The organism is uncultured Sphingomonas sp. (assembly GCF_964237155.1).
GTDB lineage: Bacteria > Pseudomonadota > Alphaproteobacteria > Sphingomonadales > Sphingomonadaceae > Sphingomonas.
In genome coordinates this window covers 1-17,099 of sequence record NZ_CAXSHH010000051.1, presented here as the reverse complement: position 1 = coordinate 17,099, position 17,099 = coordinate 1, and the positions used below count along the sequence as shown (strand labels likewise).

Sequence of the window (17,099 nt, the reverse complement as noted above, 5' to 3'; positions counted from 1 at the left end):
GGTGGCGATCCGCGGAACGGCGCGGACGTCGAGCGAATGTTCGCCGCGTGCGTCGAGGCCTTCGGCCGACCCGACATCCTGGTCAACAACGCGGGCGGCTTCGCGCAGCAGCCGCTTGCGGAAACCGACGACGAGACGTTCGAGCGAGTGTTCGGCCTCAACTGCCGGGGTACGCTGTTCTGCCTCAAGCACGCATCGCTGCTCCTCAACGACGAGGGGCGTATCGTCAACATCGGCTCATCGTCGGCGACCTTCACCTGGCCGGACACCGCCATGTACGCATCGAGCAAAGCCGCCGTGCTCAAGATGACAGAGGTCGCCGCCGTCGAGCTGGGCGTGCGCCGGATCAACGTGAACAGCGTCATTCCGGGCATCACGGACACGCCCATGGCCAAGGCACTGTCCGACGAGGCCAAGCAGCCGATCATCGACGCCACTCCACGCCATCGGCTCGGCACGCCTGACGACATCGCGGGCGTGGTCGCCTTCCTGGTGGGTCCCGATGCAGTGTGGGTCACGGGCCAGCACATCCTCGCAAACGGCGGCTCTGGTCACTGACGAGCAGCACGGGCCCGGCAAGGCCGGGTGTCCCGATAGCACCACCCTTACCTCCTCACCCCCCTTCTCACCCAAGGATCAAGCAATGCACATCGGAACCATCGGCGCGGCCGCGGTCGCGCAGGCCATCGCAACCCAGGCGATCAAGGCCGGCCATCAGGTCACGCTCAGCAACAGCCGCGGCCCCGACACGCTGGCGGACACCGTCGCGGGCCTCGGCACCGGCGCACGCGCCGCCACGCGGAAGGAGGCCGCCGCGGCCGACATCGTCCTGCTCGCCACGCCTTGGGTCGCAGTACCTAAGGCGCTGGCCGGCCTCGCCGACTGGAACGGCCGCATCCTGATGGACGCGACCAACCACTTCCTGAGCTACGCGCCCGACTTCCGGCGCGACGACCTCGGGGACAGCAGCTCAAGCGAGATCGTCGCCGGATTGGCGCCCGGCGCGCGCGTGGTGAAGGTGTTCAACACGGTCATGGCGAAAGGCCTCGCGGCGGATCCCGCCGAGCATGGCGGCAAGCGCGTGCTGTTCATCTCGGGCGACGACGCGAACGCGCGCAAGACGGTGGCGGATCTCGTCACCTCATTCGGCTTCGCCCCGATCGACCTAGGCTATCTGGCGGAGGGCGGCCGCCTGCAGCAACTCGGAGGACCTCTCGCCGGACCCTACCTGACCCAGGTGAACTGAGCCACGAGGCCTGAAGGGCCGCCATCACACTGGTGGCCCGTCGAACGCATCTCCACGGGCAACCCTTGGCGATGAAGCTGACGGGCGACCCGACGACGGCCAAGCTGAGACCAGGGCCGACACTCAACCGCGTACCAAGGAGATTCGCCATGACCCAAAGCATCGCTATGCTACTGACCCGCAATCTGCACGACGTGTTCGGAGAGGGCAACGCCGAGCGCCGACGAGCCGCGATTCAGGATATCTTCGCCGAGGAAGCAGTATTCTACGAGCCTGCGGGCGTGCATCGCGGGTGGGACGAGATCGACCGCGTCGCGGGCGCGATCCGATCGACGCACCCGGACGCGCAATACACGGTGATCCGTCCCCCGGAAGAGCTGCACGGCGACGCCGGCCGGGTGCAGTGGGTTTCAGGCCCGCCGGGCAAGGCTCCCGCCTATGCCGGGACCGATTTCATAGTCGCGCGCGAGGGGAGGATCGCGGCGGTCTACCTCTACTTCGACCCGGTTCCTGCGTGAGTTCGGCCGACCCCGGGGGCCGGGGCGGAAGATGGCCGAGCGCGGGTCTGTCGCGCTCGCTATCGACCGGTCCTACGACCATGACCGATATGTGAAGCAAGCCGCCGAGCGGCCGGCGGGGTTCCACCAGTGGTATCCAGGCATTTACGGCTTCATATCCGACCCCGCCGGCGGACCACCTGCCGCGAGCCGCCGGGCACCTGTGGCCCGCGCGATCGCGGTCGTCGCCCAGGGATGCGGCGAACCGGCGGGCGGTCCGGTCCGCGCATAGGCTCGTGGCGAGCAGCCAAGTGACGCGCCTGGTCGGTCTTCAGCCCGCCATATTCCTTGCGCCAACGATAGTAGAGCCTGCCCCGGCGAGGCAGCGGTCCGCTGGCCAACCGCGTATGCGCCGGCATGCCTCAGCAGCCGTGCCGCCTTGGCCCAACACGATCTCGACCTCACGCAACTTGCCGATGACCTCCTCCGACTTGCGCTTCTTGCTCGGCATTCGTCGTCCCTTCCGTGGTCCATAAGCTCCACCATCTTCCGCATACCGATTGGGTGCCGCGACCAGCGGGTGAGTTCGCCGAGCTCCATGACGCGGCGATCACGAGCTCGCGCTGGGTCATGGAAGGCAACTACTCGCGGCTGCTTTCAAAGAGGTTGGCAAGAGCGACCGGGATCATCCTGCTCGACGTTCCTACCACGCTGGGCTTGTATCGCTATCTACGGCGCTGCTGGTTCGAGCGCGCCCGACGGGGCGCGCTCGAGGGTGGCCGCGACAGCGTGAAATGGGATATGATCCGCCACATCGTAATCGCCACCAGGGCCAACCGTAGCCGCTATCAGGATATGTTCGACGGCATTACCCTGCCAAAGGTGCAGATCAGGTCGACCAAGGCGCTGACCGACTTCTACCGCTCGAACAGTTTGAGGCGCTGAATTTGCACCTTCCCAAATTTCGACCGTAATTAGGAAGGCTGCCAACCACCCCGACGACAGACATTGCGCTCAGAATGCCGCCACATAGCGTGCTCGTTTACAGAGGGCGCACGTTCGCCATAGTCCATGAGCGGCAAACCATGTCGGATAGCGCCTCTGCATGGAAACTCTGGCCAGCAGGTTTCCCGGCGCGCCCCTAGCGTAGTTCTGTGCCCCTTTTATGTTACGACCCCGGGCCGTTGCTCTAACCCTTGTCAACCGCGAGGCTCGTGGGCGCGATGCCCAGCTTGGCCTTGACCCTGGCGACCAGAGTCCGGGTCGCCGCGACCTCGGCCGAGAAGCGTGCGGGTGTCGCCTCCACGTCGAGGATGCGGTCGGTTTCGAGGTCGGGCAGCGGGTTGCTGGCGTAGGGCCGGGAGGCGCGCGGGTGGGCCGGACGTTTACTCTGCTCATTCGTGTACCTCGACTTCTTTATTTCCCAACTCCTTGCCCGAAGGCTCCAAACGGCCGGAAAACTCTCACCCAAACTGGGGTGAGAGACAGGGGGGATGTCACGAATTGACGCGCGTGAGCTCAGAACCGGAACCGTATCATGGCCTGAGTGGTGCTTTCATCTAAGCCACGGACTCCGAACTTATTATCCCAGACATGGTGCTCGACGCCCAGGAGCAACCGGTCGTCCTTGCCGCCCAGCAAGCGGCCGATGTCCAGGGCTAATTGCGGCTGGAAGATGATCTGCGCCGCGCACCCTTTCTTGGCCCCGATGAAATCGGCGAATCCCTGGGTTACAAACCGCAGCTTCCGGACCTGGAAGCTGTTCCTCCAGAAAGGCGTGACCTGGTAGGTAGTACCGTCGCAACTACCTCGACGTCCGTTGATCGAGGTCGCCTCCACATAGGTCAGCATGCTCAACGCCGCGTAGTCGAAAGTCGGAATGTTGAAGTCGGCGGTCGCGCCGAACAGGCCCGCGACGACCTCGGTATCGTTGCTTCGAGCCCCGGCGAGCCCGGCGGCGGTTAGATAGAGGTTCTTGAACGAGAGCCGTCGACCTGGCTTTGCCCGCGATCCTGCAACCTTGAAATGCCGATAGTACTCGCCGAAGAATTCGACGTCTTTGCTCCCTTTCTCGTCATATCGGTATACGTCGACATAGAAGTACTGAAAGCCGTACTCGCCCCCTCCAGTATATTCATAAGTAGCAGTGGTCTTGTCGACGCCCGAGCGGTCGAACTCCTCAAAGTCAGAGCCGTGCAGGACCTGGACGCTCTGCACCCGCCAGACGTCCTGCGCGTTAGTGTCGGCACCGCCGAATATGCTCGCAACGACAGCCCACGCGCCAACGCGTCTCCCAAGAATCGCCTTTACCATCATCGTCTCCCACGGGCTTCGTTGACCGGAGCCACTTCGTTTTGCGAATTATGTTTCGCTTATCGAAGATTGCGGGGAAGTGCTGCGGCCGTCAAGCCTACATCGCCAGCTGACTTTTACATCGGTGACGGCTTTGAACGGCCCGGCCTGACCCGGCCACTCGTCCGTCATGCTGATTGAGAATATCGGAGCGGACGAGCTGGACTGACCACCCGGCATGCGCTGCCAAGCGAGCGCGTTCCGCCTTGGGTCTGTGACCTTAAATCCTAATCGGAATGGCGATCCGGTCGGATTGCCGCTCGTGAGCGGCTATGGCACTCTCCGCCTTGTCGGTCCGATTTATCTCGTCCTCGCCGCTCAGCAGCGCCGCGCGTTGCGCGGCGTCGATTGCGAAGTGTATCACGCCCAGACTTGGAACCCCGAGCACCTGATTCTCAAGGTCGACGGTGACAAGCGCTGCTTCCTCAGCCCTTTGGAGCAGTCTTGTCAGGTTCGCCGTGCCCGTCCGGGCCAGCAACAATCCATTCCTGACAGCATTGCCCATGAAGATGTCAGCGAAGCTCGGGGCGACCACGCACCGGACACCAAAATCCATAAGCGCCCATACGGCATGCTCGCGCGAGGAGCCGCAGCCGAAGTTTTCGAGCGTCACCAGCACCGACGCGTCCCGGAACAGCGCGCGGTTGAGGACGAACTCTGGCCGCTCGCGCCCATTCTCGTCATAGCGAAGCCCGTCGAAGAGGTGCCGCCCGAGCCCCGACCGGCTAACAGTACTGAGGAACCGGCCGGGGATGATCTTGTCCGTATCGACGTCGGCGATTGGTAGCGGTACCGACCGGCCGGTAAAAGTTCGGAACGGCGTCATCCTAGCAGCTCGCGCACGTCCACCAGCCGCCCGCTCACGGCGGCGGCCGCCGCCATCGCCGGCGACATCAGGTGCGTCCGGCCGCCCGGTCCCTGCCGTCCCTCAAAATTCCGATTAGAGGTGGACGCACATCTCTCGCCGGGCCGCAGCCGGTCGGCGTTCATGCCGAGGCACATCGAGCACCCCGGCTCGCGCCATTCGAAGCCAGCTTCCCGAAAGACGCGATCCAGTCCCTCGCCTTCGGCCTCCGCCCTGACCAAGGCCGACCCCGGCACCACGAGCGCGCGGACGCCAGGCGGAACGCGTCGCCCCTGGGCCACCTCGCTCGCGGCCCGGAGATCCTCGATCCGCCCGTTGGTGCAGCTGCCAATGAAGACCACGTCCACAGGCAGGCCAGCCATGGGCTGGCCGGGCGAGAGGCCCATGTAGTCGAGCATGCGTTCCGCCTGAGCCCTTCGCTGATGGTCATGCAAGTCGCGAGGCTGTGGGATGAAACCGGTAATCGGGACGGCGGTGCCCGGATGCGATCCCCATGTCACCATGGGCACCACATCGCCTGCGTCCACCGCAATCTTCCGGTCGAATGCCGCGCCCGGGTCGGACGCCAGGCCGCGCCAGCGCTCCACCGCCTCCGCCCACGCCCCATCGCGGGGCGCGTGAGATCGGTCGACGAGGTAGGCGAATACGGTCTCGTCCGGTGCTATCAGCCCGGCCCGGGCTCCGGCTTCGATTGACATATTGCAGAGCGTCATCCGACCGGCCATGTCGAGCGCGCGCACGGCTTCCCCATCATACTCCACGACGGACCCTGTCCCGGCCGCCACCCCGATCGCGGCGATTAGGCTCAGCATCAGGTCCTTGGCGTTCACGGCGGGGCCGAGCCGGCCGTTGACGCGGATGCGGAGCGTCCGCGGGCGGCGTTGCCTGAGCGTCTGGGTCGCCAGCACGTGTTCAATCTCGGAGGTGCCGATTCCGAAGGCAAGCGCGCCGAAGGCGCCGTGGGTCGAGGTGTGGCTATCCCCACAGACGATGGTTTGTCCAGGCAGGCTCAGGCCCAGCTCCGGCGCGACCACGTGGATGATCCCGTGCCGGGGGTCGAGCATCGGGATGTGCGCTACGCCGAACTCGCGGGCGTTCCGCTCTAAGGTCTCGACCTGCAGTCGACTGTCAGGATCAGCGATGCCGGACCGGCGCGCCTCGGTCGGGATGTTATGATCGGCGACCGCTAGCGTCAGGTCGGGCCGCCGCAGCTTCCGTCCGGCTAGCCGCAGGCCCTCGAACGCCTGGGGACTCGTGACCTCGTTCAGGTAGTGGCGATCGATGTAAAGCAGGCAAACTCCCTCGCCCTCGTCTTCGACGACGTGCGCATCCCATACTTTGGCGAACAGCGTCCTCGGCGCGTCCGACATTGTCAGGCGTCCGCCGCTCTCGCGCCGTAGGGCCGAGGAGGCTGGGTCAGGGCGGGAAAGTGAGGCAGGGCAGTCGAGATGCGGCGCGCCGTCTCCTGCAGCATGGGCACGTGCCGCTTCAGCTCGCGAGCGGTCGTCTCCCCCGAGTGGGCCGAGCAGTTGATGGCGGCGACGGATCGGCCGTCCCGGTCGTAGACGGGGACGGCGATCGACAGCACGCCGGTGGCAAGCTCGTCCGAAACGCATGAAAGTCCCGCTCCCGCAACCTCCGCGATCAGGACGCGCAGGGTCGGAACGTCAACGACCGTCTTGGGCGTGAGCTTCCTCGGCGCGACTGCCTCGAAATAGGCGTCGAGCTCGCCCTCGGGCAGGCCAGCTAGCAGCACGCGTCCCATGGACGTGGCATAGGCCGGGAAGCGAGTGCCGATGCTGGCCTCAAGCCGGAGCAGGCGCTGAGCTCCGACATGGGCGAGGTAGACGATGTCGGCACCGTCCAGGACCGAGAGCGACGATGAGGCGCCGCTGACCGCCAGCACCTCGCCGAGATAGTCCCGGGCCAGAGCCTCGCCGTTGACGTTGCTGAGGTAGGGTGACGCGAGGTCGAGGACTCGAGGCCGCAGGAAAAACTGACGCCCGAAGCGCCCCGCATAGCCCAGCGCCTCCAGCGTATGCAGGCAACGCCTGGCGACGGCAGGGCTAAGCCCGGCTGCGCGCGCGATCTCGCTCAGGGTGCTGGTCGGCCCGTTCGCGCCGAACGCGCGGATCACCGCCAATCCGCGCGCCAGCCCGGCGATGGTTTCGCGGTCCTCAAGGGCTCTTCTCTGCGGTTCAATCATCGTCGCCCTCGTCGTTCGCTGTCCAACTTTGTGTTCGCATAGCGAAAAATGCAAGGTCCTTCGGACAGATGCGTTGCGAGTGCGGCGTGCGGGCGCACGGAGCCGAGCTACGCCGGCTTTTAAGGCTTGACGAGGCAAGACTTAGGTTCCAAGTTTCGCATATCGAACTTGTGTTCGATGATCGAAGTGGAGCGAATGTGAAGATCGGAGCCGTAACCGAGCCGCGTACGGCTATCTCAGGCTCAAACCCCGAGACGATCATCGTCCGCGGCCGCGATCTGGCAACCGACCTTGTGGGCTCGCTGACCTTTACCGAGCACGTATGGCTGCTCGTGGCCGGCGACCCGCCGAGCGAGCCCCAGCGCCGGATGCTGGACGCGTGCCTGGTAGCCATCGCTGAACACGGGCTGGTGCCGAGCGTCGCCGCCGCGCGCATGACCTTGGCTGCCGCGCCAGAGGCCCTGCAGGGGGCGGTGGCCGCAGGCCTGCTTGGCTGCGGCTCGGTCATCCTGGGCAGCTCACAGGCCGCTGGCGAGTTCCTGCACGGGGTCGTCGAGGAGGCTAGCGGGAACGATCCATCCTCGGCGGCCCGGGACGCCGTGCAAGCTCTGCGGGCTAGAAAGGCGGCCGTTCCGGGCTATGGCCATCCGCTGCACAAGGGCGGCGACCCTCGCGCCCATCGACTTTTCGCCCTCGCCAAGGAGCTCGACGTCGGCGGCGCGCATATCCACGCCGCCCTGGCAGTTGAGGCCGTGCTGCCCGAGGTCACGGGGCGCGACCTCCGCATGAACATTTCCTCCGCAATTCCCGCCGTCCTGCTGGATGTCGGCTTCCCGATCGGGGCTTTGAAGGGCGTGCCGCTCCTGGCCCGGACCGCGAGCTTGATTGCCCACCTCCTTGAAGAACAGCTGCGCCCCATCGGTTTCGCCATGGCGCACGCTGCGGCGGCCGTCGTCATTTACGACGGCCTTGCGCCGGATGGCTTCGTCGCGGACGACAACTGAAGGGGCGCGTGCAATGCTGAAGGTACTGCAAGGAATTCGGGTTGTCGAGCAGGGGACGTTCATCACTGGCCCTTGCGCGGCGATGATGCTGGCAGATCTTGGCGCGGACGTGATCAAGCTCGAGTCGCCGGGCGGAGGCGACCCTTACCGGAGTTTCCGGGGCGGCTATTACAGCGCCCACTTCCAAGCCTATAACCGCAATAAGCGAGCCCTGTCGCTCGACCTGAAAACGGACGCCGACCGGGAGGTCCTTTACGACCTCGTCGGCTCCGCCGACGTCTACATCCAGAACTTCCGGCCAGGGGCTGCGGATCGGATGGGTGTCGGTCCGGATGCCTTGCGCCCACGCAACCCCGGCCTGGTCTACTGCTCTATATCGGGCTTCGGCCAGAGCGGCCCCTACGCCGCCCGCCCGAGCTATGACTCGGTCACTCAGGCGCTGTCTGGCTTTCTCGGGGTGGCGATTGATCCCGAGGCCCCACGCCTGCTCGGGCCCGCCATGGCCGACGCCATAACCGGTCTCTACGCCGCCATGGGCATTATGGGGGCGCTCATCGAGCGCGGGCGCACGGGTCGCGGTCGGCTGCTCGAGGTTTCCATGCTGGAGGCCATGATGCACTTCGCGGTCGAGCCGTTTACCGGTTACTTCGCACTCGGCGAGGTACCCACCGCGCTTGACCGACCGCGACTGGCCCAGGCCTTTATCGTCCGGACGCGCAACAACCGTCTGATCGGCCTCCACCTCTCGTCCATCGAAAAGTTCTGGACCAACCTCCTTGAGGCTATCGAGGCGCCGGACCTCGCCGCCGACGACCGATTTGCGACGAGGCAAGGCCGCATCGACCACTACCCGGCCCTGCTCGCGGCGCTGAACGCCGTCTTCTCGGACCGGGACCGCGCGGCGTGGCTGGTTCGTCTGGAGCAATTTGACGTGCCGTTCGCACCCGTCAATACCGTCGATGAAGCGGCCATGGACCCCCAGGCTGCTCATCTAGGCATGGTGGTCCCGGTTGAGGAGCGCCTCGAAGGTGCGCGCCAAGCGATCCGAGCTGCGTTCAGCTACGACGGCGTGCGCGACGCATCCGTGCTTGCCGCGCCGCAGCTGAATCAGCACGGGGAGACCATCCGGGCCGCGCTGCGTGACGACCCGGACTGCTGGCCGTTCGCAACGGCGGCATCTCCGTATCCAACTCCAATTGAAAAAGCGCTGGCGTGACACTGGCCAAGCCCGAACTGGGCCGCACCCCCGGTCGACGGCCGACGCTAGTACTGGCGCCCGGCATGGCCTGCGATGCCGCGGTCTGGGAGCCGCAGGTCGCCCGCCTATCCGATGTCGCGAACATCGTCATCTTGGACTATGGTGCCACCCGCTCGGTAACCGCCATGGCCGTTCGTGCGCTTGCCGCGGCCGACGACCGACTTTTCGTCGCAGGCCATTCCATGGGCGGCCGCGTGGCTCTAGAGATGATCCGGCTAGCACCGGACCGCGTTCGCGGGCTCTGCCTGCTCGGGACCGAGCATCGGCCGCGCCCGGACGGGGCGGCGGGCGAGGCGGAGACTGCCGGACGTCGGGCGTTGCTGGCCGTGGCCCGAGCCGAGGGTATGCAGGAGATGGGACGCCGCTGGCTGCCGGCACTGTTGGGATCCGGCGCCCGCTCCGATGAGACGCTCGCGAAGACGCTGCTGGCGATGTTCGGACGCGGTTCGGCCGCCGCGATGGAGGCGCAAATCTCGGCTGGCTATGATCGGCCAGACCACGCCGGCCTGCTACCTCGGATTACCTGCCCGGTGCTGCTGATTGCTGGCGAGGAAGATGCCCTACGACCGGCTTCAGTCCACCGCGAGATGATGGGGCTGATCGGCAGTGCCCGGCTGCTGTTGTTGCAGGGATGCGGCCACATGATGACGCTTGAGCGTCCCGCCGACGTATCAGCGGCGATGCGAGGCTGGCTCCTCGACGCGGCCGGACAGAACTCCAAAGTTTCGAAAGGCGGGCACCAAGGTCCGCACAATTGGGAGAGGAATAATGACCAGCTTAACGCAAACCACGATCGACTCGCCGGCTGACAATCCCGACGTGCTTGCCGCACGCCGCCGCACGAATCGCATCGGCAAGCTCCACCACCACGCGTTCATGGCGCGTGATCTCGAAGAGACGCGACATTTCTACGAAGACCTGCTCGGCCTACCGCTCGTCGGCACCTGGGTCGAGCGGGTAAATCCTACTACCAATCAGCCTGACAACTACGCGCACGCGTTTTTCGAGCTCTCGGATGGAAGCTGCCTAGCCTTCTTTCAGTTCAAGGATCTTGAAGCATCGCTTGGCCATTCAGTGAACAAGTTCACGCCAATCAGTCCTTTCGGGCACCACATCGCGCTGACGGTGGAGGGCAAGGACACCGTGCAGGACTTTAAGAGCAAGCTGGACGCCGAGGGTGTGGAGACGTTCCTCACTGATCACGGCTACTGCTACTCGGTCTACTTCTACGACCCCAACGGCCTGCAGGTGGAGCTCACCACTTTGGTCGAGCCGACTACCGAAATGATGAGGGCGGCCGCCACCAACGCCCACACCGTGATGGAGCGCTGGCGTGCCGAGGATGAAGTCGAATCCAACAACACTCGCCGGGGCACTGGATGGATGAAGAGTTGACATCTCGGCGTTCGCACACGTCGGGCGAAACCGAAATTGCGCCGCCTCGACTTCTAAACGTGTTGGGGTGAAGCACGCGGCGGGCTGCGTCCCGCCGCGCCGTCCGGTTACAAGAAAACTCCGGGTCCCATTACGAGGACGTCTATATCCCTATCTTCTTGTCCTAGACAGCAACGTCGCAGGCGATACGTTGTTTTCGAAGCTTTTTACCTGTGCGCTTGTGGAGCGCTGGCGGATGCATGCTCCCGACCTGACAGCGGCGACGCGCGATCTGGGCGCGACACCGCCACAGCATCTCACGCTCGCCTGCCTGCCCGGCTTGACCGAGGTTTAGCCCCGCGATCAAAGCGGTCGTGCTCGAAGCGGCGCGCGTCAGCCCCGTTGTTGGCGGTGTCGATGATCACCGAGCTACTCGGGTAAACCACGCGGTAGTGAGCAGCCCCCACCGGGTGGTCCGGGTTGATTGTTGGTGCATCGTGGTCTCCGCCGCTAGCGCCGGCCGGAGGTGGAGCGAAGCCGAACCGGAGGCCGGCGATCGCGGTGTCGCCGCTTCCAGGGCTGGTGGTCGGTAGCCGAGGCTGCTGTGCGGCCGGACGGTGTTGTAGTGGCGGCGCCAAGCCTCGATCAGCACCTTGGCCCCGGCAAGGCTGTGGAAGACCTCACAATTTCAGAGCTATCCATTGCTTGCACCGTCGACTTGACCGGCCCGGGTGCTGACGACGCGAATGCTTGCTCTCAAATGACCATCGACATCTGGAATTAGAGCCATCGAGGTATGACGAAAGCGGCCGGTAAGCCCCGGACGCAGATCATCGATACCGTCCGGATAGACTGGCGTCTTGGTAACAAGCGTGCAGCGCGTGAGAGGAAGTCCAGCTTGCGGACATGAAAATAGATCGATCTCGAGCCCTAGGGCATCCAAGGGTCTGTCAGCGCGATTACGGACTGAGCCGCGTAGATCGACTTCCGCATAAACCTGCTCGACTCCGTCGCTATTCGTGCGAACACGTCGAATATCGTCGATCGTGGCGGCGACGTCCACCTTCGCCCGCATCGCCTTATCCGCCGCGCGCGGGTCGTGGTTGAGCATAAGGACGATTAAGAGGAGGGCGATGAGGGCGAGGGTCGCGATCGTGAGAAACTCGAGCCTGTTAAACGCTTGCCCCGAGCGGTCGGAGAAGGTTGGCCTCGCCCTCGCGGGAGCAGTCGCGGGTGAAAACAGGCCTTCCAAAGAGTCTCGCCCCAGCGTGCGAGGGTTCGTGCCCTCGATCGACTGGGGAGCGACGTCCTCCGACCCGTCGCCGAGCAACCCGAACGTCTTGTCGCCCGGATAACGCTGCTCCAGAAAGCGGCTCTGGACCTCCAGGCTGTCGGTCGCACGCGACCGACAGGCGGCCAGGATCCGCCGCAGTTCCTCGTCTATGTGCTGAAGACCGTCCGCCAGCTCTGCATCCGCGTCAGCCGCGCCGGCTGCTCGGGCATCGCGGTGAGCGGCGAGCAGGTCACTCAGGTGCGTACCAAGAACGCGGTCACGGTCGCTGCGCAGTTCGTCCGAGATCAGTCGCTCGGGCAAGTCGCGGACTTCTTTCGCCATGCTGTTCGTTCTCGAGAGAGCGGCGGCACCCGCCGGCGCGAACGGCACTTGCAGAAAGTCCCCGATCACGGGGCGAGCGGTGGTCGTGTTCACGCCGATCTCCCCTTACCTGATCGCGCCGACTTTCACGCCGGCAGCGTCCGCGACCTGTTTCCACCTACGGTTACCCGGCCACGCCGGCATGCCGTCGCGCTTGGCGAGCGCCATGCAAGACCGATCACCGAGCGAAACCGCATGATCGCCGGCCTTCTCTGAGCGCTCGGCCGGATCGAGCCCTACGGCTCGGGCACCCATGTCCTGAAGGATGATCATATTGCGCTCGGCCGGTCCGGATAGAAGGCATCGATGCGCCTAGCCTCGTCGTTGAAATTGCTTTGCTCGGGATCGGGAAGCTCGATTTCGGTGTCGCCCTTCACACATCTCTCACGATATAGGGCGAGCAGGCGCACGTCCTTTTCGATCGCGATCTTTTTCCGCGCAGCGTTCTCCGCCTTCCCCTTGCCCATGTGTTCGGCCAAGCTGATACCGTTCTCCTTGGCTAACGTCCGCTCGAGGCGATGGAGCATTCTGGCGCGCCGGTAAGGAACCGTCACGAACCCTTCGAGTGCCTGTCGGCGCAGATGGGTCATCAGCACGAAAATTACGGCCAGCAGCACCGCCAGCGCCGGCAGCAGCGTGTACGCGTTCATCTTCCCGCCCCCTTTCCGGCGTTCAAGTTCACTTTTAGATCTAGCAATAGAGCATCATGCACATAAAGCCGCTGCTCGGCTGCAACTGATACCTTGGGCGCTCTTGCGTGCGCCGCCCAACCATTCGCGGCGTCAATCATCGCGGTCGACCGGACGGCCGATCGCGCCGGCGAACACCGCGTCGCGCACGCGCCGATAAAGCCCTGAGGGGATGAACCCGTAGCTCGTCTCGGGCTCGCGGCCGGGGATCTTGCGGATGTCGTAGCCTGGCCAGGTGAACCGGTTGACCTCGTCGACGACGATCCAGGACCGCTCGGCGGTGAACCCGAGCTGGCGGCGCACCGCCTCCGGCACCTCGATCGCGGTCTGGTCGCGGCGCGGCGGTTGCGTCGTCATCGGCGCCACGTAGACGTGGTCGAGCCCGTCCTGCGCCTTCATGAGCAGCACGACGGCGACGGGTCGGTCCTTGACACCCTTGATGCGGCCGTCGCGATACTCGTGCTTCCAGAGATAGCTGTAGTTGAGGACCTCACCCGGCTGCGGCAGCTTGGAGCCGGGCTTCCGCTTCTTTGGATCCGGGCCCGGGCTCCGTGGTTCGGAGGGCTTCGAGGGTTTCGTCATCCAATTCCTCCACGCCGAGCGCTACCCGCTCGCGGCGGCGCAGGCGCTCGTACTCGTCGACAGGGACCATGACGAAGCGGACGCGGCCGTTCCGGCTGACGCCGACGGGGCGGATCATCGCCTCGTCGGAGTAGCGGCCGAACTGCTTCTGCAGCTCGCCCGAGGGGACGACTTCCATGCTCTTCGCCATGCGCGATGCTCCAACCTCTCGGGTTACATTACCTGGTTACATTAGCGCTCCGGGACCTGCCTTCTATCCGATCCGTGCGTCGCGGCGCACCGCTGGTCCTGTCGCACGTTGGGGCCTCGATGGTCCTTGCCGGCGCTTTCGTTCTACCGATTACATCCCATGCCCACTCGGAGCTGGCCGACCTGAAAGGCTGGGCAACCTGGAAGATATGAAAAACCCTGAAGTCCGTCAAGACCCTCGGAACGCAACATATCCGGGAACTCGTATTTAGCGATAATATCGGTTCCCGCTAAAAACAGGGTGGTCATGATTCCGGCTTCAAGTTATGCTTGTTGGACGGATCAACCACTCGATCGAGGTCGGGCCTACATGAGGCGTAAGTTCGATGGGGTTTTTCGACAAACCAGCGGCTGTTGATGAAGCTCGGGCCGAGTTCTCCGGCAAGGTCGCCCGCATCGCGATCGTCGACGAGTCCGGGGCGACCTACGGCAACGATTATAAATGCCATATCCTGTTCCAGGATCGTCCCGAGGCGACCCTGTTCAGCACCCCTGTCGTTTCAACCGCCGTCGCGCTGACACGCGATGGGGACGAAGTGCGGTTCGTGGTCGACGGTTTGGACATGATGCAGTTCTCTAACCTGACAACCGGGCTTTCGACGCACCGCTGATAGCCGTCCAAACCTCAATGCATCGAGAAAGGGCGTCGACCTTGTTGTCCATTTTACGGGTTCTTCTGTTCGGCATCATCGCGAGCGCTACGATCAGCCTTACTCAGCTCGCGATCATCACGATGGACGCGCGTGAGCCGGCTTTAGCGGAGCTCGTGTTCTGGATCGGGAGCCAGATCGGTTTCGGGGCCTTGACCCTAATCCTGCTCTTGCCCGTGGCGCGGCGCAGGGCACGGTGAAGAACAAGACTGATCGTTAGCGATGACCGACCCACCACTCAGCCTCACCGATCCTGGGCGCGCGTACCATCAAGGTCCCGACCTCGATCGGGACGACGCGGCACGATCGACGTACTACCTTTTGCAACCAACCGTCGCGGGGGAACCCGCGCCTGTTACACTCGCGGAGACCGTCGTGGAAGATGACGCCGAGCGGCTCGAGCTGATCCTGTCGATCCATGGCGCGCGGACGCTGAGACCGGTCCCCGGCGTGGACCTCGGGATCGACAAGATCGTGATGAGGGCCGGTGCCGAGCTGAAACGCTTCAGAGGACTCCAACTCTCCAACGGCTTCAACGTCGTCGACCCGAGCACATGGCGGCGCCAGGGTATCGGCACCGTCGCGATGAACCGGATGATCGAGTGGGCGCAGCGTCGCCACCCCGACGCCCCGGTCAAGCCCGTCGAGCTGAAGCGGTACGGCCGAGATGTCCTACCCGATGAGCACCGGCTCGCATTCTATCGACGGTTCGGCCTGACCTGGGACGCGGCCGACCAGAAAGCCAGCGACGTAAACTGGTGCTCGCGCGAGATGAAGGTGTGCGAGCTGAGACGCGCTGAGTTACCCGCTTGTCTCGAGCCCCTCTGATGGACGCCGGCGAACTACCTCGTCACGACATAGATTCATCTAAGGATCTGGGCTCGATCGTCGCGGGCGCGGTGGCGATCGTTGACAGGGTCGAGTCGCTCGCGCCCTACCTTCCCGACCTCGCGCCTGACGATCGCGAGCGCGTCGAGCGCTATATGCTTCGCGCATCAGCCGACGCGACGCTGCGCGCGTATAAGTCGGACTGGCGGCTGTTCTGCGCTTGGTGCGCGGAGAACGGCTACCGTCCCCTGCCCGCGGCGCCGGTGACGGTGGCTGCGTTCCTGACGCTCCTGGCCGAGACGGGCTATTCGCCGCGAGAGGACCTGCTGACCAAGCGCGGGCGCGCGATCAAGTTCGGGGAACCGACGCCGCTAAGCCGGTCGACGATCGGGAGAAGGCTGGCCGCGATCGTGTTCGCGCACCGCGCGGCGGAGGTCGAGCCGCCCACCTCTCAGCCCGGCGCCGCCCGCCTCGAAAAGGCGGTCCGCGCGATCCGCAGGGAGAAGAAGGAGACGGACGAAGTCGTGAAGAAGCGGGCGGCCGACGGCGACGTGCTGCGCGACATGCTGCGCAGCGTCGCCGGTGAGGACCTGCGCGGCTACCGCGACCGGGCGCTGCTCGCGATCGGCATGGCGGGCGCGTTCCGGCGCTCCGAGCTGGTGGCGATCACCATCGCGCGGGTGACCCAGGACACACGCGGGCTCTCGGTGCGTATCGGTTCTTCGAAAACCGACCAGTACGGCAAGGGCCAGACCGTTGCGATCCCTGACGGTCGGCGGCTTGAGCCTGTGCGCCACTATCGCGCCTGGCTGGCGAAGGCCGGCATCGACAGCGGGCCCGTGTTCCGGAAGCTGACGCCCCAGGGTCGGCTCACCGACAAGGCGATGAGCGCGCAGGGTGTAGCGTTGGTCGTGAAGGCGGCAGCGATCACGGCGGGTTATCGGTCCGAGACGTTCTCGGCGCATTCGCTTCGATCGGGTTTTCTGACCGAGGCGGGCCGGCAAAACGCGAACCTGTTCAAGATGCGCAGCCATAGCCGCCACGCATCGATCGAGATGGTCGCAGAGTACGTACACGATCACGAGCGGTTCGAAGACCACGCGGGCGACGGTTTTCTCTAGATAATAGAAGCGTTCAGGAGAGGAGGTAGGTGCTATCGACCTATATCAGACGTGTGCCATCGCTATTCGGCAAGGTATTCGCCTTCTTGCTAGTGCCAGAACTCCACTTCTTGGGACGTAGTTATCACGAGGAGGTTCTGCTTCATTATCACCTTCACCTAGTCAGTTCCCGGGCGCAGCGGACGGTTACTTATATAGCGGAGCCTCTATTGCGCTCGGCTCATGGACGAGGGGGCTGTTCTCCGGGCTCGGGTTTGTAGCCGGGTTGGCCGTTCTTCCGCTGGTAGCGACCGGAGTGGTGGTCGCGTTCTGGAGCCCCAGCGACCGAGGCACGGCGATCGCGAAGGTCGGGTCAGCGTGGTCGAAGGCGAAAGAGAAGCTTGGCTTCATGAGGTACTTCATGTTCGCGGCGGCCATTCTGGGCGTGCTGCTTAGCGTCGCGTACGTGCTGGACGGACTGATCAGGCCAGGGTGTAGCGCGACGATCTGGATGAGAAGCGAGCGGCGATCAGGATGAGAGCTGA

At 64.6% G+C, this 17,099-nt stretch carries 21 protein-coding genes and 2 pseudogenes; 11 read left to right on the top strand and 12 right to left on the bottom strand.

What is annotated here, in order from left to right; genetic code table 11:
• The 3 genes from ACFE71_RS11220 to ACFE71_RS11210 form a co-directional block, all read left to right on the top strand.
• Positions 1 to 558 (top strand): SDR family NAD(P)-dependent oxidoreductase (locus ACFE71_RS11220; protein ID WP_375428875.1); only part of this gene is annotated, 558 nt, incomplete at its 5' end.
• Positions 559 to 643: 85 nt separating this feature from the next.
• On the top strand, positions 644 to 1,246 hold the full coding sequence (locus ACFE71_RS11215) for an NADPH-dependent F420 reductase (RefSeq protein WP_375428874.1): 603 nt from the start codon (positions 644 to 646) through the stop codon (positions 1,244 to 1,246).
• Positions 1,247 to 1,395: 149 nt separating this feature from the next.
• Positions 1,396 to 1,764 (top strand): nuclear transport factor 2 family protein, encoded by a 369-nt coding sequence (locus ACFE71_RS11210; protein ID WP_375428873.1) that lies wholly within the window; start codon positions 1,396 to 1,398, stop codon positions 1,762 to 1,764.
• A gap of 287 nt (positions 1,765 to 2,051) precedes the next feature.
• Here the strand turns inward: ACFE71_RS11210 and ACFE71_RS11205 are convergent.
• Positions 2,052 to 2,254, bottom strand: a pseudogene (locus ACFE71_RS11205) (hypothetical protein); the annotation flags it as partial.
• A 53-nt stretch (positions 2,255 to 2,307) separates the two neighbouring features.
• Between ACFE71_RS11205 and ACFE71_RS11200 the strand changes: the two are divergent.
• Positions 2,308 to 2,688: an AAA family ATPase gene (locus tag ACFE71_RS11200; RefSeq protein ID WP_375428872.1), complete on the top strand. Its 381-nt coding sequence runs from the start codon at positions 2,308 to 2,310 to the stop codon at positions 2,686 to 2,688.
• A 573-nt stretch (positions 2,689 to 3,261) separates the two neighbouring features.
• On the opposite strand, the gene ACFE71_RS11195 is transcribed toward ACFE71_RS11200, so the two are convergent.
• The 4 genes from ACFE71_RS11195 to ACFE71_RS11180 form a co-directional block, all read right to left on the bottom strand.
• Positions 3,262 to 4,059 (bottom strand): hypothetical protein, encoded by a 798-nt coding sequence (locus tag ACFE71_RS11195; protein ID WP_375428871.1) that lies wholly within the window; start codon positions 4,057 to 4,059, stop codon positions 3,262 to 3,264.
• A 256-nt stretch (positions 4,060 to 4,315) separates the two neighbouring features.
• Positions 4,316 to 4,921: a 3-isopropylmalate dehydratase small subunit gene (gene leuD, locus ACFE71_RS11190; RefSeq protein ID WP_375428870.1), complete on the bottom strand. Its 606-nt coding sequence runs from the start codon at positions 4,919 to 4,921 to the stop codon at positions 4,316 to 4,318.
• Positions 4,918 to 6,330, bottom strand: coding sequence for a 3-isopropylmalate dehydratase large subunit (leuC, locus tag ACFE71_RS11185; RefSeq protein WP_375428869.1), 1,413 nt, complete (start codon positions 6,328 to 6,330; stop codon positions 4,918 to 4,920). The genes leuD and leuC overlap by 4 nt, the downstream gene beginning before the upstream one ends.
• Positions 6,331 to 6,332: 2 nt before the next feature.
• Positions 6,333 to 7,166 carry an IclR family transcriptional regulator C-terminal domain-containing protein gene (locus ACFE71_RS11180; RefSeq protein WP_375428868.1) on the bottom strand — a complete coding sequence of 278 codons (834 nt, stop codon included), beginning with the start codon at positions 7,164 to 7,166 and terminating at the stop codon, positions 6,333 to 6,335.
• 197 nt (positions 7,167 to 7,363) lie between these two features.
• On the opposite strand from ACFE71_RS11180, the gene ACFE71_RS11175 reads away from it, so the two are divergent.
• From ACFE71_RS11175 to ACFE71_RS11160, 4 genes are read left to right on the top strand one after another with little or no spacing between them, the layout of a single operon-like run.
• Positions 7,364 to 8,170 (top strand): citryl-CoA lyase, encoded by an 807-nt coding sequence (locus tag ACFE71_RS11175; RefSeq protein WP_375428867.1) that lies wholly within the window; start codon positions 7,364 to 7,366, stop codon positions 8,168 to 8,170.
• Between the two features lie 13 nt (positions 8,171 to 8,183).
• Positions 8,184 to 9,386, top strand: a complete 1,203-nt coding sequence (locus tag ACFE71_RS11170) for a CaiB/BaiF CoA transferase family protein (RefSeq protein WP_375428866.1) — start codon at positions 8,184 to 8,186, stop codon at positions 9,384 to 9,386.
• The gene (locus ACFE71_RS11165; protein WP_375428865.1) at positions 9,383 to 10,237 is read left to right on the top strand and encodes an alpha/beta fold hydrolase; all 855 of its coding nucleotides are present in this window, start codon (positions 9,383 to 9,385) and stop codon (positions 10,235 to 10,237) included. The genes ACFE71_RS11170 and ACFE71_RS11165 overlap by 4 nt, the downstream gene beginning before the upstream one ends.
• The gene (locus ACFE71_RS11160) at positions 10,197 to 10,823 is read left to right on the top strand and encodes a VOC family protein (RefSeq protein ID WP_375428864.1); all 627 of its coding nucleotides are present in this window, start codon (positions 10,197 to 10,199) and stop codon (positions 10,821 to 10,823) included. Before ACFE71_RS11165 ends, ACFE71_RS11160 begins: the two co-directional genes overlap by 41 nt.
• 400 nt (positions 10,824 to 11,223) lie before the next feature.
• Here the strand turns inward: ACFE71_RS11160 and ACFE71_RS11155 are convergent.
• From ACFE71_RS11155 to ACFE71_RS11130, 6 genes and pseudogenes are all read right to left on the bottom strand, one after another.
• Positions 11,224 to 11,490 (bottom strand): annotated as a pseudogene (locus tag ACFE71_RS11155) (integrase core domain-containing protein); the annotation flags it as partial.
• Between the two features lie 6 nt (positions 11,491 to 11,496).
• Positions 11,497 to 12,510: a hypothetical protein gene (locus ACFE71_RS11150; protein ID WP_375428863.1), complete on the bottom strand. Its 1,014-nt coding sequence runs from the start codon at positions 12,508 to 12,510 to the stop codon at positions 11,497 to 11,499.
• A 12-nt stretch (positions 12,511 to 12,522) separates the two neighbouring features.
• Complete coding sequence (locus ACFE71_RS11145) at positions 12,523 to 12,729, bottom strand: hypothetical protein (RefSeq protein WP_375428862.1); 207 nt, start codon at positions 12,727 to 12,729, stop codon at positions 12,523 to 12,525.
• Positions 12,726 to 13,106, bottom strand: coding sequence for a hypothetical protein (locus tag ACFE71_RS11140; RefSeq protein ID WP_375428861.1), 381 nt, complete (start codon positions 13,104 to 13,106; stop codon positions 12,726 to 12,728). The genes ACFE71_RS11145 and ACFE71_RS11140 overlap by 4 nt, the downstream gene beginning before the upstream one ends.
• 132 nt (positions 13,107 to 13,238) lie before the next feature.
• Positions 13,239 to 13,727, bottom strand: coding sequence for a hypothetical protein (locus ACFE71_RS11135; RefSeq protein WP_375428860.1), 489 nt, complete (start codon positions 13,725 to 13,727; stop codon positions 13,239 to 13,241).
• Complete coding sequence (locus ACFE71_RS11130; RefSeq protein WP_375428859.1) at positions 13,636 to 13,917, bottom strand: type II toxin-antitoxin system Phd/YefM family antitoxin; 282 nt, start codon at positions 13,915 to 13,917, stop codon at positions 13,636 to 13,638. Before ACFE71_RS11130 ends, ACFE71_RS11135 begins: the two co-directional genes overlap by 92 nt.
• A 385-nt stretch (positions 13,918 to 14,302) precedes the next feature.
• Between ACFE71_RS11130 and ACFE71_RS11125 the strand changes: the two genes are divergently transcribed.
• The 3 genes from ACFE71_RS11125 to ACFE71_RS11115 all read left to right on the top strand — a co-directional run bounded on the left by ACFE71_RS11125 (position 14,303) and on the right by ACFE71_RS11115 (position 16,575).
• Positions 14,303 to 14,587, top strand: coding sequence for a hypothetical protein (locus tag ACFE71_RS11125; protein ID WP_375428858.1), 285 nt, complete (start codon positions 14,303 to 14,305; stop codon positions 14,585 to 14,587).
• A gap of 414 nt (positions 14,588 to 15,001) precedes the next feature.
• Positions 15,002 to 15,454 carry a GNAT family N-acetyltransferase gene (locus tag ACFE71_RS11120; RefSeq protein WP_375428857.1) on the top strand — a complete coding sequence of 151 codons (453 nt, stop codon included), beginning with the start codon at positions 15,002 to 15,004 and terminating at the stop codon, positions 15,452 to 15,454.
• Positions 15,454 to 16,575 carry a site-specific integrase gene (locus ACFE71_RS11115; RefSeq protein WP_375428856.1) on the top strand — a complete coding sequence of 374 codons (1,122 nt, stop codon included), beginning with the start codon at positions 15,454 to 15,456 and terminating at the stop codon, positions 16,573 to 16,575. Before ACFE71_RS11120 ends, ACFE71_RS11115 begins: the two co-directional genes overlap by 1 nt.
• Before the next feature lie 186 nt (positions 16,576 to 16,761).
• On the opposite strand, the gene ACFE71_RS11110 is transcribed toward ACFE71_RS11115, so the two are convergent.
• The coding region (locus tag ACFE71_RS11110) for a hypothetical protein (RefSeq protein WP_375428855.1) at positions 16,762 to 17,099 on the bottom strand (338 nt) is incomplete at its 5' end.

Coding starts and splice junctions, on each gene's coding strand:
- ACFE71_RS11215 (WP_375428874.1), top strand. CDS start 644: ATGCACATCGGAACCATCGGCGCGGCCGCGGTCGCGCAGGCCATCGCA.
- ACFE71_RS11210 (WP_375428873.1), top strand. CDS start 1,396: ATGACCCAAAGCATCGCTATGCTACTGACCCGCAATCTGCACGACGTG.
- ACFE71_RS11195 (WP_375428871.1), bottom strand. CDS start 4,059: ATGATGGTAAAGGCGATTCTTGGGAGACGCGTTGGCGCGTGGGCTGTC.
- leuD (WP_375428870.1), bottom strand. CDS start 4,921: ATGACGCCGTTCCGAACTTTTACCGGCCGGTCGGTACCGCTACCAATC.
- leuC (WP_375428869.1), bottom strand. CDS start 6,330: ATGTCGGACGCGCCGAGGACGCTGTTCGCCAAAGTATGGGATGCGCAC.
- ACFE71_RS11180 (WP_375428868.1), bottom strand. CDS start 7,166: ATGATTGAACCGCAGAGAAGAGCCCTTGAGGACCGCGAAACCATCGCC.
- ACFE71_RS11170 (WP_375428866.1), top strand. CDS start 8,184: ATGCTGAAGGTACTGCAAGGAATTCGGGTTGTCGAGCAGGGGACGTTC.
- ACFE71_RS11160 (WP_375428864.1), top strand. CDS start 10,197: ATGACCAGCTTAACGCAAACCACGATCGACTCGCCGGCTGACAATCCC.
- ACFE71_RS11145 (WP_375428862.1), bottom strand. CDS start 12,729: ATGATCATCCTTCAGGACATGGGTGCCCGAGCCGTAGGGCTCGATCCG.
- ACFE71_RS11140 (WP_375428861.1), bottom strand. CDS start 13,106: ATGAACGCGTACACGCTGCTGCCGGCGCTGGCGGTGCTGCTGGCCGTA.
- ACFE71_RS11135 (WP_375428860.1), bottom strand. CDS start 13,727: ATGACGAAACCCTCGAAGCCCTCCGAACCACGGAGCCCGGGCCCGGAT.
- ACFE71_RS11130 (WP_375428859.1), bottom strand. CDS start 13,917: ATGGCGAAGAGCATGGAAGTCGTCCCCTCGGGCGAGCTGCAGAAGCAG.
- ACFE71_RS11125 (WP_375428858.1), top strand. CDS start 14,303: ATGGGGTTTTTCGACAAACCAGCGGCTGTTGATGAAGCTCGGGCCGAG.
- ACFE71_RS11115 (WP_375428856.1), top strand. CDS start 15,454: ATGGACGCCGGCGAACTACCTCGTCACGACATAGATTCATCTAAGGAT.